Source organism: Pseudoduganella dura (assembly GCF_009727155.1).
Lineage (GTDB): Bacteria > Pseudomonadota > Gammaproteobacteria > Burkholderiales > Burkholderiaceae_D > Rugamonas > Rugamonas dura.
In genome coordinates, this window is record NZ_WNWM01000002.1 from 6,432,489 (window position 1) to 6,455,783 (window position 23,295).

The 23,295-nt window shown below is 66.0% G+C and carries 20 protein-coding genes; 9 read left to right on the forward strand and 11 right to left on the reverse strand.

Going from position 1 to position 23,295, the window contains the following annotated elements; genetic code table 11:
- Positions 1-53: 53 nt before the first annotated feature.
- The 3 genes from purL to GJV26_RS27805 all read left to right on the forward strand — a co-directional run bounded on the left by purL (position 54) and on the right by GJV26_RS27805 (position 5,226).
- Positions 54-4,073, forward strand: a complete 4,020-nt coding sequence (gene purL / locus GJV26_RS27795) for a phosphoribosylformylglycinamidine synthase (RefSeq protein ID WP_155711814.1) — start codon at positions 54-56, stop codon at positions 4,071-4,073.
- Positions 4,074-4,212: 139 nt separating this feature from the next.
- The gene (gene sodC / locus GJV26_RS27800) at positions 4,213-4,767 is read left to right on the forward strand and encodes a superoxide dismutase family protein (protein WP_155711815.1); all 555 of its coding nucleotides are present in this window, start codon (positions 4,213-4,215) and stop codon (positions 4,765-4,767) included.
- 117 nt (positions 4,768-4,884) lie between these two features.
- Positions 4,885-5,226, forward strand: coding sequence for an alpha/beta fold hydrolase (locus GJV26_RS27805; RefSeq protein WP_189442038.1), 342 nt, complete (start codon positions 4,885-4,887; stop codon positions 5,224-5,226).
- Between the two features lie 78 nt (positions 5,227-5,304).
- On the opposite strand, the gene GJV26_RS30515 is transcribed toward GJV26_RS27805, so the two are convergent.
- Positions 5,305-5,430, reverse strand: a complete 126-nt coding sequence (locus GJV26_RS30515) for a hypothetical protein (protein ID WP_260114813.1) — start codon at positions 5,428-5,430, stop codon at positions 5,305-5,307.
- A 128-nt stretch (positions 5,431-5,558) separates the two neighbouring features.
- On the opposite strand from GJV26_RS30515, the gene GJV26_RS27810 reads away from it, so the two are divergent.
- Both GJV26_RS27810 and GJV26_RS27815 read left to right on the forward strand, forming a co-directional pair.
- Positions 5,559-6,509 (forward strand): LysR substrate-binding domain-containing protein, encoded by a 951-nt coding sequence (locus GJV26_RS27810; RefSeq protein WP_155711816.1) that lies wholly within the window; start codon positions 5,559-5,561, stop codon positions 6,507-6,509.
- A 330-nt stretch (positions 6,510-6,839) separates the two neighbouring features.
- Positions 6,840-7,904 carry a threonine ammonia-lyase gene (locus GJV26_RS27815; RefSeq protein ID WP_155711817.1) on the forward strand — a complete coding sequence of 355 codons (1,065 nt, stop codon included), beginning with the start codon at positions 6,840-6,842 and terminating at the stop codon, positions 7,902-7,904.
- A gap of 85 nt (positions 7,905-7,989) precedes the next feature.
- Here GJV26_RS27815 and GJV26_RS27820 read toward each other — a convergent pair whose 3' ends face one another.
- The 6 genes from GJV26_RS27820 to GJV26_RS27845 all read right to left on the reverse strand — a co-directional run bounded on the left by GJV26_RS27820 (position 7,990) and on the right by GJV26_RS27845 (position 12,559).
- On the reverse strand, positions 7,990-8,769 hold the full coding sequence (locus GJV26_RS27820; RefSeq protein WP_155712776.1) for a peptidylprolyl isomerase: 780 nt from the start codon (positions 8,767-8,769) through the stop codon (positions 7,990-7,992).
- 95 nt (positions 8,770-8,864) lie between these two features.
- Positions 8,865-9,647 (reverse strand): peptidylprolyl isomerase, encoded by a 783-nt coding sequence (locus tag GJV26_RS27825; RefSeq protein ID WP_155711818.1) that lies wholly within the window; start codon positions 9,645-9,647, stop codon positions 8,865-8,867.
- 90 nt (positions 9,648-9,737) lie between these two features.
- Positions 9,738-10,010: a BolA family protein gene (locus GJV26_RS27830; RefSeq protein ID WP_155711819.1), complete on the reverse strand. Its 273-nt coding sequence runs from the start codon at positions 10,008-10,010 to the stop codon at positions 9,738-9,740.
- A complete protein-coding gene (locus GJV26_RS27835) occupies positions 10,007-10,636 on the reverse strand; it encodes a septation protein A (RefSeq protein WP_155712777.1) in 630 nt (209 codons plus the stop codon). Before GJV26_RS27835 ends, GJV26_RS27830 begins: the two co-directional genes overlap by 4 nt.
- Positions 10,637-10,644: 8 nt before the next feature.
- Positions 10,645-11,052 (reverse strand): peptide-methionine (R)-S-oxide reductase MsrB, encoded by a 408-nt coding sequence (msrB, locus tag GJV26_RS27840; protein ID WP_155711820.1) that lies wholly within the window; start codon positions 11,050-11,052, stop codon positions 10,645-10,647.
- Between the two features lie 19 nt (positions 11,053-11,071).
- Positions 11,072-12,559 (reverse strand): protein adenylyltransferase SelO, encoded by a 1,488-nt coding sequence (locus GJV26_RS27845; RefSeq protein ID WP_189442047.1) that lies wholly within the window; start codon positions 12,557-12,559, stop codon positions 11,072-11,074.
- Positions 12,560-12,676: 117 nt separating this feature from the next.
- Here GJV26_RS27845 and GJV26_RS27850 point away from each other — a divergent pair, with 117 nt between their 5' ends.
- The gene (locus GJV26_RS27850) at positions 12,677-14,761 is read left to right on the forward strand and encodes a 3-hydroxyacyl-CoA dehydrogenase NAD-binding domain-containing protein (protein WP_155711822.1); all 2,085 of its coding nucleotides are present in this window, start codon (positions 12,677-12,679) and stop codon (positions 14,759-14,761) included.
- Positions 14,762-14,770: 9 nt separating this feature from the next.
- Here the strand turns inward: GJV26_RS27850 and GJV26_RS27855 are convergent, their stop codons facing one another.
- Positions 14,771-15,307 (reverse strand): GNAT family N-acetyltransferase, encoded by a 537-nt coding sequence (locus GJV26_RS27855; protein ID WP_155711823.1) that lies wholly within the window; start codon positions 15,305-15,307, stop codon positions 14,771-14,773.
- 19 nt (positions 15,308-15,326) lie between these two features.
- Positions 15,327-16,940, reverse strand: coding sequence for an L-aspartate oxidase (gene nadB / locus GJV26_RS27860; protein ID WP_155711824.1), 1,614 nt, complete (start codon positions 16,938-16,940; stop codon positions 15,327-15,329).
- A gap of 181 nt (positions 16,941-17,121) precedes the next feature.
- On the opposite strand from nadB, the gene GJV26_RS27865 reads away from it, so the two are divergent.
- Genes GJV26_RS27865 through prsR form a run of 3 tightly spaced genes read left to right on the forward strand, consistent with a single transcriptional unit; the run spans position 17,122 to position 21,945 of the window.
- Complete coding sequence (locus GJV26_RS27865) at positions 17,122-18,501, forward strand: TIGR03013 family XrtA/PEP-CTERM system glycosyltransferase (protein WP_189442040.1); 1,380 nt, start codon at positions 17,122-17,124, stop codon at positions 18,499-18,501.
- Positions 18,501-20,576: an XrtA/PEP-CTERM system histidine kinase PrsK gene (gene prsK / locus GJV26_RS27870; RefSeq protein WP_155711825.1), complete on the forward strand. Its 2,076-nt coding sequence runs from the start codon at positions 18,501-18,503 to the stop codon at positions 20,574-20,576. The genes GJV26_RS27865 and prsK overlap by 1 nt, the downstream gene beginning before the upstream one ends.
- A 16-nt stretch (positions 20,577-20,592) precedes the next feature.
- On the forward strand, positions 20,593-21,945 hold the full coding sequence (gene prsR, locus GJV26_RS27875) for a PEP-CTERM-box response regulator transcription factor (RefSeq protein ID WP_155711826.1): 1,353 nt from the start codon (positions 20,593-20,595) through the stop codon (positions 21,943-21,945).
- 30 nt (positions 21,946-21,975) lie between these two features.
- On the opposite strand, the gene GJV26_RS27880 is transcribed toward prsR, so the two are convergent.
- Complete coding sequence (locus tag GJV26_RS27880) at positions 21,976-22,593, reverse strand: ABC transporter permease (protein WP_155711827.1); 618 nt, start codon at positions 22,591-22,593, stop codon at positions 21,976-21,978.
- Entirely contained in the window at positions 22,572-23,294 is a 723-nt protein-coding gene (locus GJV26_RS27885) for a GNAT family N-acetyltransferase (protein ID WP_155711828.1), read from the reverse strand. Before GJV26_RS27885 ends, GJV26_RS27880 begins: the two co-directional genes overlap by 22 nt.
- Between the last annotated feature and the right edge of the window lies 1 nt (position 23,295).

A 23,295-nucleotide genomic window follows, 5' to 3' on the forward strand; every position in this document is an offset into this window, starting at 1 on the left:
TCCGCTCCTTCTTCATTAATCCGCAGCCCTGCTGCACCGACTCGCTCCCAACCATGTTGATACTCCCGGGCTCCAACGCCCTGTCCGCATTCCGTAGTCAGCGTCTTCTCGCCCAGCTGCAAGCCGTGCTTCCCGCCGTGACGGCCGTCCAGGCCCGGTACGTCCACTTCGTCGACACCCCTTCGGACCTGTCCGACGAGGACCGCGTGCGCCTGGACGGCCTGCTGACCTACGGCGAACCGGCCCAGGCGGACGTGAACGACGGCGCCGTGGAAGCGTTCGTGGTGATCCCGCGCTTCGGCACGATCTCGCCATGGGCCTCGAAGGCCACGGACATTGTGCACAACTGCGGCATGACGCACATCCACCGCGTGGAGCGTGGCGTGGCGTATCGCGTGGTGCTCAAGGGCGGCATCCTGGGCACCAGCCTGGGCGCCGCCAAGGGCCTGAATGCGGAGCAGGCGCAGGCCGTGGCCGCGCTGCTGCACGACCGGATGACGGAATCGGTGCTGCGCGACGCCGCCCAGGCCGCCGGCCTGTTCAGCAGCCTGGAAGGCAAGGCGCTCGAATCGGTGGACGTGCTGGGCAACGGCCGTGATGCGCTGGTGCGCGCCAACACCGAGCTGGGCCTGGCGATGTCCGACGACGAGATCGATTACCTGAACGACGCGTTCACGAAGGCGCGGCGCAACCCGACCGACGTGGAACTGATGATGTTCGCGCAGGCGAACTCCGAGCACTGCCGCCACAAGATCTTCAATGCCGACTGGACCATCGACGGCGTGGCACAGGACCGCTCGCTGTTCAAGATGATCAAGAACACGCACGAGAAGCAGCCGAAGGGCACCATCGTCGCGTATTCCGACAATTCGTCGATCATGGAAGGCGCCACGGTCACGCGCTTCCACCCGCGCGGCGAAGGCCATGAATACGGCGCGTCTACCGAGCTGGTCCACACGCTGATGAAGGTGGAAACGCACAACCACCCGACCGCGATTTCGCCCTTCCCGGGCGCCTCGACCGGCGCCGGCGGCGAGATCCGCGACGAGGGCGCGACGGGCCGTGGCGCCAAGCCGAAGGCCGGCCTGGCGGGCTTCACGGTCTCGAACCTGATGCTGCCGGACGCCGTGCGGCCATGGGAAAACGCTTCGAACGTCACGGCGAAGGACAGCGCGACCGAAGCGGCCTACGGCAAGCCGGAACGCATCGCCTCGCCGCTGCAGATCATGATCGACGGCCCGCTGGGCGGCGCCGCGTTCTCGAACGAATTCGGCCGGCCGGTGCTCGGCGGTTACTTCCGTACCTACGAGCAGAACGCGGGCGACGCCGTGTACGGCTACCACAAGCCGATCATGATCGCCGGCGGCATTGGCAACATCTCGGCGCAGCACACGCACAAGAACGATATCCCGGTCGGCAGCCTGCTCGTACAGCTGGGCGGCCCCGGCATGCGCATCGGCATGGGCGGCTCGGCCGCCTCGTCGATGGCCACCGGCACCAACACGGCCGACCTGGACTTCGATTCGGTCCAGCGCGGCAACCCGGAAATGGAACGCCGCGCCCAGGAAGTCATCAACGGCTGCTGGCAGATGGGCGAACACAACCCGATCATCTCGATCCACGACGTGGGCGCGGGCGGGCTGTCCAATGCGTTCCCGGAAATCACCAACGATGCCAAGCGCGGCGCGATCTTCGACCTGCGCAAGGTGCCGCTGGAAGAATCGGGCATGGCGCCGAAGGAAATCTGGTCGAACGAATCCCAGGAACGCTACGTGCTGGCGATCGCGCCGGAAAGTCTCGCCACGTTCCGCGCACTGTGCGAGCGGGAGCGCGCGCCGTTCGCCGTGGTCGGCACGGCGACCGAGGAACGCCAGTTAAAGCTGATCGATCCGGAAAACGGCAACAATCCCGTCGACATGCCGATGGACGTGCTGCTGGGCAAGCCGCCGAAGATGCACCGCGACGTGCAGCACGTGGCGCGCGAGTACCCGGCACTCGACCTGACCGGCGTCGAGCTGGAGGAAGCGGCGCGGCGCGTGCTGCTGCAGCCGACCGTGGGCGACAAGAGCTTCCTGATCACCATCGGCGACCGCACCGTGGGCGGCATGTCGGTGCGCGACCAGATGGTGGGCCCGTGGCAGGTGCCGGTGGGCGATTGCGCCGTGACCACGCTGTCGTACGACGGCTACGTGGGCGAAGCGATGGCGATGGGCGAGCGCACGCCGCTGGCCGTGATCGACGCGCCGGCCTCGGGCCGCATGGCGGTCGGCGAGACGATCACCAACCTGGCCGCCGCGCCGGTCGAGGATATCGCATCGATCAAGCTGTCGGCCAACTGGATGGCGGCCTGCGGCCAGCCCGGCCAGGACGCGGCGCTGTTCGACACCGTGAAGGCGGTGGGCATGGAGCTGTGCCCGGCGCTGGGCATTTCGATCCCGGTGGGCAAAGATTCGCTGTCGATGCGCACCACGTGGTCGGAAAACGGCGAGCAGAAGGCTGTCGTGTCGCCGGTGTCGCTGATCGTGTCCGGTTTCGCGCCGGTGTACGACGTGCGCAAGTCGCTGACGCCGCAGATCCGCATCGACCTGGGCGAAACGGCGATCATCGTGATCGACCTGGGCCGCGGCAAGAACCGGATGGGCGCCTCGATCCTGGCGCAGGTGCTGGGCCAGCTTGGGAATGAAGCGCCGGACGTCGACAGTGCCGACGACCTGAAGGCGTTCTTCGGCGCGATCCAGCAACTGAACCGCGACGGCAAGCTGCTGGCCTACCACGACCGTTCCGACGGCGGCCTGTATGCCACGCTGGCGGAAATGGCGTTCGCCGGCCGCGCCGGCCTGTCGATCAACCTCGACATGCTGACGCTGGAAGGCGAGCACGCGGCCGATTGGGGCGATGCGAAGAACTGGACCAGCCAGGTGGGCGAGCGCCGCAACGAGCTGACCCTGCGCGCGCTGTTTTCCGAGGAACTGGGCGCCGTGATCCAGGTGCGCGCCGACGAGAAATCGGCCGTGATGGACGTGCTGCGTTCGTTCGGCCTGGGCGCCTGCAGCCACATCATCGGCAAGCCGAACGACCGCGGCGTGATCGAATTCACCCGCGATGCCAAGCTGGTGTATTCCAAGCCGCGCGCCGAGCTGCACCGCCTGTGGAGCGACACGAGCTGGCGCATCTCGCGCATGCGCGAGAATCCGGCCACGGCGGACCAGGAATACGACCGCCTGCTCGACGAGCAGGATCCCGGCATGACGCCGAAGGTCACGTTCGACCTGAACGAGAACGTGGCGGCGCCGTTCCTGGCCACGGGCGTGCGGCCTCGCGTCGCCATCCTGCGCGAGCAGGGCGTCAATTCGCATATCGAGACGGCGTGGGTGATGCACCAGGCGGGCTTCGCGGCGATCGACGTGCACATGAGCGACCTGATCGCCGGCCGCGCGAAGCTCGACGACTTCCAGGGCGTCATCGCCGTGGGCGGCTTCTCGTACGGCGACGTGCTGGGCGCGGGCGAGGGCTGGGCCAAGTCGATCCTGTTCAACCCGGCGCTGGCCGAGCAGTTCGCGCGTTTCTTCGGCCGCACCGACACGTTCGGCCTGGGCATCTGCAACGGCTGCCAGATGATGAGCAACCTGAAATCGATCATCCCCGGCGCGCAGGCCTGGCCGAAGTTCACGACCAACAAGTCGGAGAAGTTCGAGGCGCGGTTCGCGCTGGTCGAAGTGCTCGACTCGCCGTCGATCTTCTTCCAGGACATGGCCGGCACGCAGACGCCGATCGCCATCGCGCATGGCGAGGGTTACGCCGACTTCAGCCAGACCGGCAGCCTCGACGAGGCGATCGCCGCGATGCGCTACGTGGACAACCGCGGCAATGCCACCGAAGCCTATCCGTTCAATCCGAACGGCTCGCCGCGCGGCGTGACGTCGGTGACGACGCCGGACGGCCGCTTCACCGTGCTGATGCCGCACGCCGAGCGCGTGTTCCGCACCGTGCAGCATTCGTGGGCGCCGGACGGCTGGGCCGAGGATTCGCCGTGGATGCGGATGTTCCGCAACGCGCGCAAGTTCGTCGGCTGACCGGCCGCTGTACTGACGATAAAGCCGGGCTTGCCCGGCTTTTTTCCGCCTGCGGTGTGTACTGTCGGGTGGCAACAGTGCTAGGATTGCAACGTTCAACTGACCGCAACGGTGCGGCATTCACACACTGGGAGCACACATGAAAACTACGATCCGACAAACCCTCGCCCTGTCGGCGTTCGCCGCTTCGATGGCGCTCGCCGCGCACGCGCAGGCGGCCGATGTCACGGTGCCGGTGCACGCTGTCGACGCGTCAGGCACCGGCAAGGCGCTGGGCAGCGTGACGATCTCGGAAACCCCGGGCGGCCTGACGTTCACGCCGGCGCTGGCCGGCCTGCCGCCGGGCGCGCGCGGCTTCCATGTGCATGCCAAGGGCGACTGCTCGCCGGCCGAAACGGATGGCAAGAAGGTGCCGGCCGGCGCCGCCGGCGGTCACCTGGACCCGCACGACACGAAATCGCACCATGGTCCGGGGAAGGCCGAAAAAGATGGCCACGCCGGCGACCTGCCGCGCCTGGAAGTGGCGGCCGACGGTTCCGCGAAGACGCCGGTGCAGGCGCCGCAACTGAAGACGCTGGCCGACGTGAAGGGCCGCGCGCTAATGATCCACGCCGGCGGCGACAACTATGCCGACCAGCCGGCCCCGCTGGGCGGTGGCGGCGCCCGCATCGCCTGCGGTGTGATCGGCGGCTGATCCACCTCCAGCACCGCGAAAAAGCCGGGCCATCCGGCTTTTTTTACGTCCACCAATATTTCGCACAAGGAGAAACGGTTGGGCCAGGCTTGGCTTTCCATAGTCCAGGGAGTCACCATGCCTCGTCTTGCAGTGCCGCTGGCCACGCTGTTACTTGCCCTTCCCATGGCTGCGTACGCCGCCTGCGCCGATCCCGCGCAGGCGGTTGACGAGGCGGCGTTCGTGCCGGTCAACGGCATCGAGCAATGGGTGACGATCAAGGGGCGGCGCTGCAGCAACCCGGTGGTGCTGTTCGTGCACGGCGGCCCGGGTAATCCGCTGAGCCCGTTCGCCGACAGGCTGTTCGCCGGCTGGGAACGGGACTTCACCCTGGTGCAGTGGGACCAGCGCGGTTCCGGCATGACGTATGGCCGCAAGCCGCCGCCGGAAGAGACGCCGCTAACCCAGCACGGGACATGACCCGAACGAGGCGATGCTGGCCGCGCAGTACCGGTTGCTGAAGGAGACATCCGGCCGGTAACCGCGCCCGGGCAGGGCTCAGCGCAGCCGACACGCCAGCTCCGCGAACAGGCGCAGCAGCGCGCGCAGATAATCGCCGTTCGCGCCCCTGGCGGGTGCCTGGCACTGCGGCATGACGGGCGGGTGCTGGATCGGCTTGGTCATGGTCTTCCCCTTGTTGTTGTGGTATTCCGGGCCGGCCGCGGCGTGGCGGCGGCCGGTGAGGTATATTGTCGGCCTGCCGTGGGGCATGGACAAACGAGTAATTTTGTGGGGAAGGCCAAGGATTCCTTATGCAGGGGGCGACCACCAAGGCGCTGCGCAGCCTTTCCGGGCTGATCGACTTCGACTGCGCGGCGCGCTGGGGCAGCTTCACGCTCGCGGCGCAGGAGCTGCACAAGACGCCGGCGGCGATCAGCCTGCAAGTCAAGCAACTCGAGGAGGCGGTGGGCTTCACGCTGTTCGTGCGCCACCCACGGCATATCGCGCTGACGCCGAAGGGGCAGGAGCTGGCCGTGACGGTGGCCAGGGTGCTGCGCGACCTGCATGCCAAGGTCGACGCGCTGCGCGGCGGCGACGAGGAAAACGTGGTGCGCATCTCGACGACCCATACGTTCGCGATCAAGTTCCTGGCACCGCGGCTGGGCCGTTTCACGCAGCGCCATCCCCACCTGGATATCCGTCTCGATTCGACCGAGCGGCTGGTGGATGTGGAGCACGAGGACATGGACCTGGCGATCCGCCACGGCCGCCTCGTCGACCATCCGGCTGCGCTGTACCACGACCGCCTGGTCGCGGTGTATAGCCCGGCGCTGCTGGCGCCAGGGGAAGCCGAGCTGGTTCTGGCCGACCTGAACCGCTTCCCGCTGCTGTACGACGAAACGACCGACTACTGGATCAAATTGCTGCGCACGCACGGCGTGCCGGAAGGGTGCTTCGATTTCTCGCGCGGGTTCACGAACCTGGCCGTGGCGGCGCAGGCGGCGATCGTGGGGCACGGCATCGCGCTGGTGCCGTACTCGCTGGCCTGCGACGATATCGACCGTGGCGTGCTGCGGCTGATGCGCGGCGCCAGCGTGCCGTATTCGCACGGGTATTACTGGGTGCTGGCGCCGCGCAAGGCCGTGCTGCCGAAGGTGGTCAGTTTCAGGAGCTGGGTCGAAGAGGAGGTGGCGCAGATGGAGCGCACGCTGCGGGCCCGGATCGGCGGCGCCGGCCCGGCCGGGGATGCCGGGCCTCCCTAGGCTTCGCGGGTCGCCGCAGGATCTTGCCATGGCCGCGCATCTCGGGCATGATTAAAACAATGACATCGTCCCAAGCCACCGTCGTGCTGCGTTCGTTCGTGCTGCGTTCGTTCGGTACGGCAGACACCGCAAACACCGCCAGCCACGCCTGCGCCGCCGTGTTTGCCCCTGCACGCGTGTCATTCAACCGTTTTTTCTCCACCTCCATTATTCGAATTAGCACGGGTCGCTGAGCTGCGGCGTCGCCGGTGCTCGGCGCCCCGGAACTGCCGCGACCCCGGCCGCATGCAGTCGTCCGCATGCGCTCATTCGACTACCAGGAGAAAATCGATGCATCACCCATCCCCCCAGACGTACCCGGCATCCAGGCACCCGACATTCGAGTACCCGACACTCCCGCAAATCCGCGCTACCGCGGCTCGCCTGGCCGGCAAGATCCTGCACACGCCCGTGTGGCGCTGGCAGACCGGCGTCATCGACGATGTGTTCGACGGTGCGGGCGAGGTGTGGCTGAAGCTGGAGCTGTTCCAGAAGACCGGCACCTTCAAGCTGCGCGGCGCGTTGAACTGCATCGAAGCGCTGGGAGCGGCTGAGCGAGCGCGCGGCATCGTCGCCGTGAGCGCGGGCAACCATGCCGTGGCAGTGGCGTACACGGCGCGCCTGGCGGGCTGCAGCGCCACGGTGGTGATGCCGCGCCATGCCAGTGCGGCCCGCATCGCTGCCTGCCGCGAGATGGGGGCCACGGTGGTGCTGATGCCGGACGTTCACCAGGCCTTCGCGCGTGGGCAGGCCATCGCGCGCGACGAAGGGCGCAGCATGCTGCACCCGTACGAAGGCCCGCTAACCGCGCTGGGCACCGCGACGATCGGCCTGGAATTGATGGAGCAGGTGGCCGGCCTGGAGGCGGTGGTGGTGCCGATCGGCGGCGGCGGCCTGTGCGCCGGTATCGCCGCGGCCGTCAAGCAGGTCAACCCGGCCTGCGCTGTCTATGGCGTGGAACCGTTCGGCGCGGATGCGATGTACCGCAGTTTTCATTCCGGCAGGACGGAACGCCTCGACACTGTCGACACCGTCGCCGACAGCCTGTGCGCGCCGGAGACGCTGCCCTACAGCCTGGCCGTTTGCCGGCGCTTCGTCGACGAGGTGGTGCGCGTCACGGACGACGAGATCTGCCGGGCGATGCTCGACCTGTTCCGCGATGCGAAGCTGGTGGCCGAACCGGCGGCCGCAGTGGCGACGGCGGCGTTGCTGGGCCCGCTGCGCGGGCAGCTGGCCGGCAGGAAGACGGCGCTGATCGTGTGCGGTTCGAATATCGATGCGACCGGTTTTGCCGCGCTGCTCGCGCGTGGTGCGCACGTGCGCGATGCCGCGCTGGCCGCCGCAACGGTAGTGTAGCCGCGCCGCTTCCGGTTGCCGCCGGCAGCGGCGCAACCATAAAAAAAGCGCTCACGAAGAGCGCTTTTCGAGGAGCCGAAGCGGGTTACTGGACCTTGGCTTTCTTGACCAGTTCGTCGCGGTAGGCAGCGATCTTGCGCTGGGTGAGACCCTGCTCGATCTGGCCCTTCACTTCTTCCATCGACGGGAACTTGGCGGCGCGCGAGCCTTCGAGCTTGATCACGTGGTAGCCGTATTGCGACTGTACCGGCTTGTCCGTGACCTGGCCATCCTTCAGCGCGATCATCGCGTCGGAGAACGGCTTGACGAAGTTGGCCGGGCTCGCCCAGTCCAGGTCGCCGCCATTGGCCGCCGAACCCGTGTCTTTCGATACCTTGGCCAGCTCTTCGAACTTGGCGCCGCCTTTCAGCTTGGCGATGATGTCGGTGGCTTCCTTCTCGGTCGCGACCAGGATGTGACGCGCGTGGTATTCCTTGTCGCCGTTGGCGGCCTTGGCCTTGTCGTACTCGGCCTTGATTTCCGCATCCTTGACCGGGTTCTTCTTCACGTAGTCGGCCAGCATCGCGTTGATGACGATGCTCTGGCGCGTGTTTTCCAGGGCCTGCTTGACGTCGGCCTTGTTGCTGTAGCCTTGCTTGTCCGCTTCCTGCACCATCACTTCACGGGCGATCAGGTCTTTCTTGATCGCTTCGCGCAGCTGTGGGCTGTCCGGCTGCTTGCTCTGTGCGGCGACCTGCTTGACCGTGGCTTCTAGGCGGGAAGCCGGGATCGCCTTGCCGTTCACGGTGGCCACGTTCTGGGCGAACGTTGGCGCGGCGGCTACGGCGATCAGTGCTGTCAACAGGTGGGCTGGCTTCAAAATCATCATCACGTCCTATAAAAAAACTGGAGTTTGCCCCGGTAGAAGAGGCTGTTGCAAACCAATTCCGGCACCTTGCACGGCGCCGGCATCAAAGCAATTTACTGGATCTTGGCCTTCTTGACCAGTTCTTCCTGGTAGGCCTGCAGTTTGCGCTGGGTCAGCGCTTCCTCGATCTGCGGCTTCACTTCGTCCAGGGTCGGCAGCTTGGCCTGGCGGACGTCGTCGACCTTGATCACGTGGAAGCCGTTCGGCGTCTGCACGGGTTTCTCGGTGACCTGGCCTTTTTGCAGCGACACGAACGCCTTCGAGAACACTTCCGGGAACGAGGACGGGGTTGCCCAGTCCAGGTCGCCGCCATTGTTGGCCGAGCCGGTATCCTTCGATTGCTTGGCGAGGTCCTCGAACTTCGCGCCGCCTTTCAGCTTGGCGATGATGTCGTTGGCGGCCGCTTCCGTATCGACCAGGATATGGCGCACGTGGTATTCCTTGTCGCCCGTTTCCTTGACGAAGCGGTCGTATTCGGATTTGACGTCGGCATCCTTGACCGGGTTCTTCTTGACGTAGTCGCCCACCATCGCCTGCACCACCAGTGCCTGGCGGGCATTTTCCATCTGCTGCTTCACGTCGGCGCTTTTCGCGTAACCCTGCTTTTCAGCTTCCTGCATCAGCACTTCGCGGCTGATCAGGTCTTTCTTGATCATCTCGCGCAGCTCGGGCGAATCCTTTTGCTGGCCCTGGGCCACCACCTGCTTGACGATCGCATCGACGCGCGCGGTGGGGATGCCCTTGCCGTTGACCACGGCGATGTTCTGTGCGATTGCCGGAGCCGAGGCAACGGCGATCGATGCAACCAGAATGCGGAACGCTGGCTTGAAAGTCATTATTATTTCCTACGGGGAAAAGTTCTTGTCAATCGCGGGAGGAGAAGGGACTTAAGGCAAAAAGCAATTCATTCCTACCAAACCGCACATTCAAATTTCCGACGGTGCCACTGCAGTAATGGCCAATGCATGAATCTCTTTATGCATCATATCGTGCACGGCATCATACACCAGACGATGACGCGTGACGAGGTTCAGGCCCGCGAATTTCGCTGAGGTGATCCTTAAGCGGTAATGGCCGCCGCCCGAGGCCGCGCCGGCGTGACCGGCGTGCAGCGCGGATTCATCTTCCAGTTCGATCTCGGCCGGGCCCAGGTTGGCCACCAGCCGGTCGCGGATCTTATCGATACGGGGATCAATCATGCTTCATCCTTGATGTGCTTGGACAGGTAAAAACCCTGTGCGACAAAGAAAACCAGCATCAGGCCGGTAACACCGAATGCCTTGAAGCTGACCCAGGCGCCGGTATCGGACTTGAACAGCACGAATGCCACGAACAGGTTCAGCAGGCCCAGCGCGATCCAGAACAGGACCCAGGCCGAATTCAGGCGCTGCCATACTTCATCGGGCAGCGCGATCTGCTTTTCCATCGCCATGCGGATCAGGTTCTTGCCGAAGAAACGGGAAGCCACGACCATTGCGATCGCAAAGCTCCAGTAAATGATCGTGGGTTTCCATTTGATGAAATCATCGTCATGGAAATAAATCGTGAGGCCGCCGAAAAACAGGAACACGACCATCGATACCCATAATGCGCCATCGACCTTGCGGCCGCGCAGCAGCAGGTAGCCGATCTGCAGCGCGGTGGCGACGATGCCGGTAATGGTGGCCAGGATGATCGGCGCCTGGCTGGCGGTGATGGCACCGCCCGAGATGATGCCAGACAGGTTGCCGTTGATCAGTGCCTGCGCCACTTCCTCGTTGCTGCCGGCCCATTTATAACTGCCGAAGAAAACCAGTAACGGGAAGATATCGAATAAAAATTTCATCATGTTGATTACGCTTCCGGAGTAAAACGAAGCGCCGCGGAATTGATACAGTAACGCAGGCCCGTGGGCGGCGGACCGTCCGGAAATACGTGACCCAGGTGCGCATCGCACACGGCGCAAATGATTTCGGTGCGCAGCATACCATGGGAACGGTCGACTTTCTCGATCACATTTGCAGGATCGAGGGCCTCGAAATAACTGGGCCAGCCGCAGCCGGATTCGAATTTCGCATCCGAGCGGAACAATGGCGTATTGCAGCACACGCAGGTATATATGCCGTGTTCGTGGTGATCCCAGTATTTACCGGTGAATGCGCGCTCGGTGGCGGCATGGCGGGTGACCTGGTATTGCATCGGGTCGAGCTGGGTGCGCCATTCGGCATCCGGCTTCACTACTTTCTTGGTTTGATCGCTCATGACTTGTTTGGTTGGTTTCTCAGGATGAACAGCTCACTTCCAGACCGGCAGCCCAGTCGGGCGGCAAGGCGGCATAGCGCTCGTGTTCCGGCTGCTCGTCGAACGGACGTTCCAGCACGGTCAGCAAACGCTGGACTTCGGAGAAATCCTTGTGTTGCGCCTTGTCGATTGCTACCTGGGCCAGGTAATTGCGTAATACATACTTGGGGTTGACGCGATTCATCGCAAGCTGTCGCGTCATGTCATCGCTGTTTTCCGCGCGCAGCCGCTCGCGGTACCTGCCAGCCCACGCGTCGAACGCGGGCCGGTCGATGAACAGGTCGCGCAGGGGCTCGTCTCCGCCGTCGGAATCGGCGCGCAATCCGCCCAGCCTGCGGAAGAACAGTGTGAAATCGGCATGGTTCGCCTGCAGCAGGCTGAACATGTCGTCGAACAGCGCGCGGTCCGGCTCGCGCTGCTCCTTCAGGCCCAGCTTGGCGTGGAGCAGCGTGTCGACGGTGGTGCCGAACACGTCCTGGTAGACGTCGAGCGCTTCCTGGGTTTCCTCGACGGAACCGATCAGTGGCACCAGCGCCTGGGCCAGCGCATAGCAGTTCCAGTGACCGATCTGGGGCTGCATCGCATACGAGTAGCGACCGCCCTGGTCGGTGTGGTTGCAGATGTGCCGGGCATCGAACGCCTCCATGAAGCCGAACGGGCCGTAGTCCAGCGTCTGGCCCAGGATCGACATGTTGTCGGTGTTCATCACGCCATGCATGAAGCCGACCGACTGCCAGTGCGCGATCATGCGCGCGGTGCGGCGCGTGACTTCTTCGAGCAGCGCGGCATAGGGATTGGCCGCGCCGCGCAGGTCCGGGTAGAAGCGGTCGATCACGTAGTCGGCGAGGATGCGCAGCCGCGCTTCGTCGTTGCGATAGAACCAGTGCTCGAAGGAACCGAAGCGCACGAACGTGGGCGCCATGCGGATCACCACCGCGGCCGTTTCGATCGTTTCGCGGATGATGCCCTGGTCGGAGCCGACGACCGACAGCGCCCGCGTGGTGGGAATGCCCAGTGCGTGCATCGCCTCCGAACACAGGAATTCGCGGATCGACGAGCGCAGTACCGCGCGCCCGTCGCCCATCCGCGAGTACGGAGTCAGGCCGGCGCCCTTAAGCTGCAGCTCGACCGGACCCGCATCCGTGGCCACGTCGCCGAGCAGGATCGCGCGGCCATCGCCGAGCTGGCCGGCCCACACGCCGAACTGGTGGCCGGAATAGACGGCGGACAGCGGCTTGGCGCGCTCGGGCACGCGGTTGCCGATCAGCATGTCGAGCGCGTCGGCATCGAGCGCGGCGGGATCCAGGCCGATCAGCCGCGCGGCGCTGCCGCTGATGGCGACGGCATACGGCGCCGGCAGTGGCGTGGGCATCAGCCTGGTATAGAACTCGGGCGGCAGGGACGCGAACGAGTTGTCCAGCGGGAGAGTAAGGGCAGCGATGGCGGTTCCTGACGAACGATGGTGGATATGGGGCGGATTTTACCCCAGCCTGCGATTTTCCAGCGGACGGGGTGCCGCCAAATAGCACGGTCGGTCCTTTGCGGGTATAGTGCCCGGACCCATCCAATAGAAGAGGACCGAGACATGAGTGCGGATTATGCCCTGTATGGCGAGATTGCCGTCATCACCTTCAACAACCCGCCCGTGAACGGGCTGGGCCTGGCGACGCGCACCGCCGCGGTCGACGGCCTGCGGCGCGCGCAGGAAGATCCACGGGTGAAGGCGATCGTGATCACCGGCGCCGGCAAGGCGTTTTCCGGTGGCGCCGACATCCGCGAATTCAATTCGCCGAAGGCGCTGACGGAGCCCACGCTGCACACGCTGATCCGCACGGCGGAGGAATCGGCGAAACCGGTGGTGGCGGCGATCCACAGCGTGTGCATGGGCGGCGGCCTGGAACTGTCGCTGGGCTGCCATTACCGGGTGACACTGCCCGGCGCCCAGGTGGCGCTGCCGGAAGTGAAGCTGGGCCTGCTGCCCGGGGCCGGCGGCACGCAGCGGCTGCCGCGCGCGCTGGGGCTCGAAACGGCGCTGGACATGATCGTGTCGGGCAATCCCGTGCCTTCCGAAAAGCTGCCGGCGCTGTTCGATGAAGTGTTCGGGGCCGATGTGGACCTGGTGCCGGCGGCGGTGGCGTTCGCGGCGAAGATCGCCGACGTGCGGCCGCTGCCCAAGGTGCGCGACCGGCAAGCCGCGCATGCCGATCCGGCGGCGTTCCTGCAGGACGCTCGCGGCCGCGTGGCGGCGGCAGCCGGGCCGTTCCCGGCACCGCTCGAATGCGTGGAGACGGTTGCCGCGGCTGTCACCATGCCGTTCGAGGCTGGCCTGGCATTCGAACGCGAACGCTTCATGCATCTGATCGGCACGCCGGAGTCGAAGGCGTTGCGGCATGCATTCTTTGCCGAGCGCGAGGCCGCGAAGGTACCCGGCGTGCCGGCCGATACGCCGCGGCGCCCGATCGAGCGGGCGGCCGTGGTCGGCGCCGGCACCATGGGCGGCGGTATCGCGATGGCGTTCGCCAATGCCGGCATTCCCGTCACCGTGCTCGAATCGACGCAGGAAGCGCTCGACAGGGGCCTGGCGGCGATCCGTGCCAGTTACGAAGGCACCGTGCGCAAGGGGCGGTTGACGCCGGAACAGCTGGCGCGGCGGATCGCGCTGATCGGCGGCACGCTGCGCTACGAGGAAATCGCCTTGGCCGACATCGTGGTCGAGGCGGTGTTCGAACAGGCGGATGTAAAGGAAGCCGTGTTCCGGCAGCTCGATGCCGTGATGAAGCCGGGCGCGATCCTGGCCACCAATACGTCGACGCTGGACGTCGACCGGATCGCGGCCGTGACGCGCCGGCCGCAGGATGTGGTCGGTACCCATTTCTTCAGCCCCGCGCAGGTGATGAAACTGCTGGAAATCGTGCGCGGCCGCGCGACCGGCAACGACGTGCTGGCCACCGTGCTGGCGCTGGCGAAGAAGCTGAAGAAGACCGGCGTGGTGGCCGGCGTATGCGACGGCTTCATCGGCAACCGCATGATCGAACAATATGTGCGGCAGGCCGGTTTCCTGCTCAATGAAGGCTGCACCCCGGCGCAGGTGGACGGCGCGATCGAACGGTTCGGGTTCGCGATGGGACCGTTCCGGATGAGCGACCTGGCCGGCAACGACATCGGCTGGGCGATCCGCAAGCGCCGCGCCGTGGAGCGGCCGGAGATTACCTATTCCAGGACGGCGGACCTGCTGTGCGAGCTGGGCCGCTTCGGCCAGAAGACCGGCGCCGGCTGGTACGACTACCGGCCGGGCGACCGGACCGCGCACCCGAGTGCCGAGGTCGACGCGATGATCGCCGCGCACGTGCACGGGCTGGGCCACGCGCCGCGCGTGATCGGCGACGCGGAGGTCGTCGAACGGCTGGTGTATGCGCTGGTAAACGAAGGGGCGCGCATTCTCGAGGAAGGGATCGCGCTGCGCGCGTCGGACATCGACATGGTGTACCTGACCGGATACGGCTTCCCGCTGTTCCGCGGGGGACCGATGTTCTACGCCGATACGGTCGGGCTGCCGGCCGTGCTTGCGGCCATCGGCCGCTTCGCTGCCGGACCGCACGGGGAAGCGTGGCAGCCGGCGCCGCTGCTGGCCCGGCTGGCGGCCGAAGGCAGGGGCTTCAACGACCGTTGAGCGCCGCCTTCAGCCGATGTGCTTGCGCATCCGCGCGAGCGGCACCTTGATGCCGCCGGGGAGGTCGAGCTCGATCTCCCCGGTCGTTTCGTAGCCGGCTGACCGGTACAGCGGCACTCCGGGCATGGTGGCCGCCATTTCAAGGGCCGTGAAACCGGCACGCGCCGCTTCCGCCTCGCAGTGGCGGATCAGCATCGTGCCCAGCCCCTGGCGCGGCATGGACGGGTCGACGAAGAAGGCGCGGATCCGGCCCGCCTCGGTGGCCGGATCGAGCAGCGGGTCGGCCGCCGCCTTCATGCGATCGGCGCCGAACAGCGTGGCGCGCTTGCTCCACCCGCCGCAGGCCAGCGGCGTGCCGCCGCGTTCGATGACGAAGTATGTGCCGTCCCTGACCAGCTGCGTATCGACGCCGAACACGTGGCGCGTGATGGCCCGCGCCTGTTCCTCCGTGTAAAAACCCCGGCTGAGGGCGATGCCGGAGCGGGCGATCAGGGCTTCGAGGGCGGGGATGTCGTCCTGGGTGGCGGGGCGCAGTGTCAGGTCCATGTCGGCTGGTCGGGGGCCATCATCGGCTGTTCGGGGTGAGGATCGTCGGCAGCGCCTTCGGCAGGGTTTCCGGGTAATCGCGCGAAAAGTGCAGGCCGCGGCTTTCTCGGCGCTGCAACGCGCTGTTGACGATCAGCGCGGCCACGTCCACCAGGTTGCGCAGTTCGAGCAGGTCGGCCGTGATGCGGAAGTTGCGGTAGTACTCGTCGATCTCCTCCTTCAGCAGGGCGATGCGGTGCTGCGCCCGTTCCAGGCGCTTGGTCGTGCGCACGATGCCCACGTAGTTCCACATCGAGCGGCGCAGCTCGTCCCAGTTGTGGGCGATGACCACTTCCTCGTCGGCGTCGGTGACGCGGCTCTCGTCCCAGTCCGGCAGGTAGGGCGTGCCGTTCTTTTCCTTCGACAGGATGTCCTGCGCGCATGCGCGGCCGATGACGACGCATTCGAGCAGCGAATTGCTCGCCAGGCGGTTGGCGCCGTGCAGGCCGGTGTACGCCGTCTCGCCGACGGCATACAGGCCGGGCAGGTCGGTGCGGCCCAGCATGTCCGTGACGACGCCGCCGCATGTGTAGTGGGCGGCCGGTACGACGGGGATCGGTTCCTTCGTGATGTCGATGCCCAGTTCGAGGCAGCGCGCGTAGATGGTGGGGAAGTGCTCGATCAGGAACTCGGCGCCCTTGTGGCTGATGTCGAGGTGGACATAATCGAGGCCGCGCTTCTTGATCTCGAAGTCGATCGCGCGCGCCACCACGTCGCGGGGGGCCAGTTCGGCGCGCGGATCGTGCGCCAGCATGAAGCGCTGGCCGGCCGCCGCGCCGGCCTCGGGCGGCAGCTTCAGCAGGCCGCCTTCGCCGCGCATCGCTTCCGTGATCAGGAACGATTTCGCGTAAGGGTGATACAGGCAGGTGGGGTGGAACTGGATGAACTCCATGTTGGCGACGCGGCAGCCGGCCCGCCAGGCCATCGCGATGCCGTCGCCGCTGGCGGTGTCCGGGTTGGTCGTGTACAGGTACACCTTGCCGGCACCGCCCGTGCACATCACCGTGTGTTCGGCCGCCACGGTGTGGACTTCGCCATTGCGCACGTCCTGCACATACAGGCCGTGGCACTTCGGTTGCGCGTTGCGGCTCGACGGGCGGGGACCGAGCTTGTCCGACGTGATCAGGTCGATCGCGCAGTGGTGCTCGAACAGGGAGATGTTCGGGTGCGCGCGCACCTTCTCCTCCAGCGTGACCTGTACCGCGTGGCCCGTGGCATCGGCCGCGTGGATGATGCGGCGCTGGCTGTGGCCGCCCTCGCGCGTCAGGTGAAAGCCCAGTTCGGCCGTGGTGTCGCGGGTGAAGGGCACGCCCTGGGCAATCAGCCATTCGATCGCTTCGCGGCCATGTTCGACGATGTAGCGCGTGGCGCCTTCGTCGCACAGGCCGGCGCCGGCAACCAGCGTGTCGTCGATGTGTTCGGCGTGGCTGTCGCCGGAATCGAGGACGGCGGCAATGCCGCCCTGGGCCCAGTTGCTGGCCCCATCGAGCAGTTCGCGCTTGGAAATGATGGCAACCCGGCGCGTCTCGGCCAGGTGCAGGGCGACCGACAGGCCGGCCAGCCCGCTGCCGACAATGGCTACGTCAAATTTCATGGTGAGAAAGGTATTTTTGGCGGTAAAGACTCAAGACTATAGACCATTTGCAAACTTGCGTCATGCCCGGGGCTGTTTTGCGCCGTCTCAACGCCGGCATGGCTGAGGTACGGCATCATGGCTGAGCCATCCATAGCGTGATGGCGGTTGCGCCCACCGGACGGGCGGGGGAGCTTTGACCGTGATCCGGATTTTCAACCACTATGTTTCGCGCACCGGTTTCATTCTGCTGCTGTTCGAAATGCTGATCCTGCATGCCGCCGCCAGCGCGACGGCACTGCTCTGGAGCGGCACGCCCCGCGGCAGTTCGGATGCCTACCTGACAGGCATGCTGTTCGCGCTCGTCAACGTGTTCGCCATGAGCACGCTCGGCCTGTACCAGCAGCTGTTCCGCGAAGATCTGCGCGGTGCTCTGATGCGCATACCGCCCGCGTTCGCGGTGGGCTTCGTGCTGCTGTCGGCGTTGATGGAGGTCACGCCGGCGATCGATCTCGGTCGCGCGACGGGGCTTGCGTTCGTGCTGGGCGGCGCCTGCGTGCTGATGACGCGCGTGCTGCTCTTTACATCGGCGCAATCCGACATCCTCGTGGAGCGCCTGATCCTGATCGGCGCGGGCGCGCTGGCCCGCGAATGCCTCGAGCTGGCCGCCACGCGCGGCGGGCCGCGCCGCTTCGATGTGGTCGGCTGCATCGCGATGCCCAACGAGGAGCGGTGCGTACCTGCCGCCAAGGTCCTGAAGCCCGGCGAATCCCTGCTGACGCTGGCGCGGCGGCATGGCGCGAACGAACTGGTGATCTCCGTGACCGATCGGCGCAATGGCGCCTATCCGGTGCGCGAACTGCTCGATTGCGCGCTCGGCGGCGTGCGCGTGACGGATGCCGCGGCATTCTTCGAACGCGAGGCCAGCCAGATCCGCGTCGATTCGCTGCAACCGAGCTATCTGATTCATGGCGGGGGGTTCGACCAGAGTTTCCTGCGCGCTTTCGTCAAGCGCTCGTTCGACCTGGTTGCGAGTGCCGCGATCTGCGCCGCGACGCTGCCGGTGATGCTGCTGGCGGCGCTGTGCATCGTGGTCGAGGACGGCGGGCCGGTGATTTTCCGGCAGGATCGGGTCGGCAAGAACGGCCGCGTGTTCCAGGTATTGAAATTTCGCAGCATGGGAATGGATGCGGAGAGCGACGGCAAACCCCGCTGGGCCAGTGCCGCCGATCCGCGCGTGACACGCGTGGGACACTGGCTGCGCAAGCTGCGCATCGACGAGTTGCCGCAGATGTTCAACGTGTTTCGCGGCGAGATGAGCTTCGTCGGCCCACGCCCCGAGAGGGCCTATTTCGTCGAGCAGCTGGAGCGCGACATCGCCTATTACGATGTGCGTCACAGCATCAAGCCCGGCATCACCGGCCTTGCGCAGGTGCGATACCAGTACGGTGCGTCGGTCGAAGACGCGGTGCGCAAGCTGCAGTACGACCTGTACTACGTAAAAAACAACAGCCTTTTCCTGGACCTGCTGATCCTGATCGATACGGTGCAGGTCGTCCTGTCGGGCAAAGGCGCCCGGTGATGGCTGGGGAGGCACTGGTGGCTTCGGCCAGCCATGGCATCGGTGCCGCGGCGTTTGCCGCGTTTTCCCTGTTGCTGCTGCTGGGCCGTCGTGCGCACGGCCAGCATCGGCTGCTGCTGGCCGCCTGCCTGCTCACCGCCACCTGGTCGGCAGTTACCGCGCTGCACAATTACACGGTGTTCGGGCTCGACATGGCCCAGGTGGCGCGTGTACTGGAAACCCTGCGCACCACTGCGTGGCTCGTCTTCCTGCTGTTGCTGCTGGCGTCTTCCGGGCTGCTGCCGGCGAAGCGCCTGCTGGCGGTGGTGGCGCTGCTGGGCACGACCCAGCTGGCCACGGGCGAACTGGCGCCGGTGGCGATCGTGCTGGCCGACGTTGCACCGCAGCGGTCCGCCGACCCCGCCCTGATCGGCATGATCGCGTCAAGCCTGCTGCTGGCGGTGGTGGGAATCCTGCTGGTCGAACAGCTGTATCGCGGCACCCCGCCGGGCGAACGGTGGGGCATCAAGTTCGCGTGCCTGGCACTCGGCACGCTGTTCGTCTACGATTTCTACCTGTACAGCGACGCCTTGCTGTTCCGCCGCGTGCAGCCCGATATCTGGGCGGCGCGCGGGCTGGTGGACGCGCTGTGCGTGCCCCTGCTGGCGATCACCGCGGGGCGCAACCCGGGCTGGAAGCTGGGATTGGCCCTGTCGCGCAAGATCGTGCTGCGCTCGGCGGGCCTGGTCGGCTGCGCCGTCTACCTGCTGGCGATGGCGGCCGGCGGCTGGTATCTGCGCAGCGTCGGTGGCGCATGGGGCCCCGTGATGCAGCTGATCTGCCTTTGCGGGGCCGGTTTGCTGCTGGCGGGCGTGCTGTTCTCCGGTGCCGCGCGGGCGCGGCTGCGGGTCTTCATCAGCAAGCATTTCTACCAGGCGCACTTCGATTACCGCGATGAATGGCGCCGCTTTACCCAGGCGCTGTCCGAGGGCGGTCCCACGCCCGGCGAGCGCGCGATCCAGGCCGTCGCGGCGCTGGTCGAAAGTCCGGCCGGCGCACTGTGGCTCCGGCGCGACGGGGCCTTCGAACCCGCGGCGATCTGGAACGTACCGGTCCAGATCGCGACGGAACCGGATGGCAGCGCCTTCTGCCGGCTGCTGCAGGAGCGCCAGTGGATCGTCGAGGCGTCGCACACGCCGCGGCACGCCGAGGGACCGTTGCCGGCCTGGCTGCACGGCATTCCCGGCTTGTGGCTGGTCGTGCCGCTGATGCTGCACGGACAACTGTTCGGCTTTGTCGCATTGACAGGGCCGCGCACGCCGGTCGCGCTGAACTGGGAAGTGTTCGATCTGCTGCGGCTGGCGGGCAGCCAGGCTGCCAGCTGCCTGGCCCACGGCGAACTGGCGGAGCGGCTGGCCGTCGCCCGCCAGTTCGAATCGTTCAACCGGATGACCACGTTCGTCGTCCATGACCTGAAGAACCTCCTCTCGCAGCACTCGTTGCTGCTGGCGAACGCCCAGCGGCACAAGGCCAACCCCGAATTCCAGGAGGACATGCTGGCCACGCTCGCACATTCCGTCCACAAGATGACGGCCATGCTGCAGCGCCTGTCCCGTGGCGATCACGCCACCCACAGCGCGCCGCATGTGCTGGCGGAGGTGTTGCGCCGGGCGATCCGCGGCTACGAAGCAGCGCAGCCGCGCCCGGTTCTCGAGATCGCCGACGAGACGCTGCTTGCCTTGGTAGATGGGCATCGGCTGGAACGCACGGTTGCGCATCTGCTGCAAAACGCGGTCGAGGCCACGCCGCCGGACGGCAGCATCGCCGTGACCCTGCGCCGGCAGGACGAGTGCGCCGTCATCGAAGTGCGCGACACGGGCAGCGGCATGACCGAGGCGTTCATGCGCGAACGGCTGTTCCGTCCCTTTGAGACAACGAAGGCGGCGGGCATGGGAATCGGCGTTTATGAAAGCCGCGAATACCTCCGCGAACTGGGCGGCCGGCTCGACGCGGACAGCCGGCCTGGCGGCGGCAGCACGTTCCGCATCATGCTGCCGCTGCAGGCGGCGCTGGAAAGAGTGCCGGCGACGGCCTGACATGGTGACAAGGGAGATGGAAATGCCAAAGCGGAAGCTACTGGTGGTGGAAGATGATACGGGGCTGCAGAGACAGCTGCGCTGGAGCCTCGACGAGTATGACGTGCTCGCCGCCGGCGACCGTGAAATGGCGTTGACGCTGCTGCGCCGTCACCAGCCGACGGTCGTGACGATGGACCTCGGCCTGCCACCCGACGCCGATGGCGCCAGCGAAGGGTTGGCGCTGCTTCAGCAGATCCTGGCCATCGCACCGGATACGAAGATCGTGGTGCTGTCGGGCAACCGGGATCGCGCCAATGTGTTGAAAGCCATCGCGATGGGTGCCTACGATTTCCACCAGAAACCGCTCGACGCCGATCTGCTGCGGCTGGTGATCGAGCGGGCATTCTTCCTGTACGGCGTCCAGCAGGACAACCGCCGCATGCTGCAGATCGAGACCGACTCCCCGCTGGCGGGCATCATCAGCCGCGATCCGGGCATGCTGAAGGTATGCCGCAGCGTGGAGAAGGTGGCGCCGTCGTCGGCGACGGTACTGTTGCTGGGGGCTTCCGGCAGCGGCAAGGAACTGATCGCGCGCGGCCTGCACCGGATGTCGGCGCGGCATGACAAGCGATTCGTCGCCATCAACTGCGCGGCAATTCCGGAACACCTGCTGGAAAGCGAGTTGTTCGGCTATGAAAAGGGCGCTTTCACGGGCGCGGTCAAGCAGACGCCGGGCAAGATCGAGCTGGCCCAGGGCGGCACGTTCTTCCTCGACGAGATCGGCGACATGGCGATGGCATTGCAGGCCAAGTTGCTGCGCTTCCTGCAGGAACGCGTGATCGAGCGCGTGGGCGGGCGCAGCGAGATTCCCGTCGACGTCCGCATCGTTTGCGCCACCCACCGCAACCTGAAAGGGCTGGTCAACGACGGCACGTTCCGCGAAGACCTGTTCTACCGGCTCAGCGAAATCGTGCTCGTCATTCCTTCGCTGCGCGATCGCGTGGGCGATGCCGTGCTGCTGGCACAGCACTTCAAGAGCCGCTTCTGCGCCAGCGAGGGCCGGGCCACGATGCACTTCAGTCCCGATGCGCTGCTGGCCATCGAAGCCTACGGCTGGCCGGGAAACGTGCGAGAAATGGAGAACTGCATCAAGCGCGCGGTGATCATGGCGGAAGGAACCCAGATTACCGCGGCCGACCTGGGCTTGCCGGAAACCGCCGCGGCCGACGAGACCATCGATCTGCGCACGGCGCGCGATGCCGCCGAATACAAGGTCATGGTGAAGGCACTTGCACGCTCCGGCGGAAACATCGCGAAGGCAGCGGAAATGCTCGGCGTCAGCCGGCCAACGCTCTACGACCTGATGGCCCACCACGGCATCAAGTAAGCTGCCGGCCCGCGAGGGCCGGCAGCGGCTTCAATCCTTCCACTGGCCGGCAGCTTCCAGCTTGTTCTTCAGGCCCGGCATCGGGATGCCCAGTTCGTAGGCCAGCTTCGCCGCCTCGCGCGCCTTGTCGAAATTTTTCCGGCGCAGATGGACCAGGCCGAGGTTGTACTGGTTCGTGGCATTGCCGGGTTCCAGCCTGGCCGCTTCCTCCAGCTGCGCCAGCGCGGCTTCTTCCTGGCCAAGTGCCAGCAAATAGGCGCCGAAGATCGCGCGAACGCGCGCATCGTCCGGCCGGAACCGGATGGCACGGTCGAAATAGCATTCGGTTGAGTATTTCGCCCCTTTCGGCCGCGACGACTTTTCGCGCAGCGTCAGCCGCGCCAGCGATGTGAGCGCGCGATGGTGGTTGGCGAAGTGCTCGAGGGTGTACGCGATGTCGTCGCGAAGATACCCGGACTGGCCACGTTCGAGCCGCTCCACCTGGGGGGTGAAATGGAAGCGCTCGACGACATCGAGCTTTTGCCGATCGCCGGCGTTGGTGTAATCGCCTCCGCTGATCGTGTTGTTGAAGGCAGGGCAATCGGTCGCGGCGTGGGCTGCGGCTTGCCACAGTACGAGCGCGACAATCAGGGTTGGCCTGGATGGCATAGGGACTCCCGCCTTGGCGCGTGTTCCAGCGCATCGGTGTTGAAACGCAGTTGCGGAACCGACTCCGCACTGAACGAAAAATGAACGTACGGCGCCTGGGTGGCAAGCATGCACTGCCAGCGCCCGATCGCCAGGAAGGTTGCACTGCCGAGCCGCACGGTTCCGAGCCGTGCGTGGGAGCGCAGCGAATCGGGGTTGAAGGCGGAGATCCGGCTGCACGTCCAGCGTACGCCGCGGGCATGCAGCCGGAGGTGGGCTTCCTCCCACAGCCTGGAAAAAGTGGGGCCGAGGCGCAGGTGCGGCTGCACGAAAACGTCGTAGTCCCACGCCGAGTGAGGGGAGGCGAGACAGTACCGTACGCGCACTTCGTCTTCGCGATAGGCGCCGAACTGGTACCACAGGAAACCCGCCAGTTCGTTGCCGCGCCAGGCAGCGAGGCTGTGGCCGCCCTGGCGGAAGCGTGCCGCCAGCACATCGCGCGGCCGGGGATAACCCCACGGCACGTCGCCCAGCACCGACAGCGGACGGATCCGGATCGCGCGCCCCCACCCGGCACGGGCCGGATTGGCCGCCACGCGCTGCGCGACGAAGTAGTAGCGATACAGGCGCAACGGGGTTTGCCGCAACGAGCGCGCCACGCCGTACATCAGGGCATTGAACCAGCCCAGTTCCGTGATGGATTTGAGGAAGCGATTGTTCATC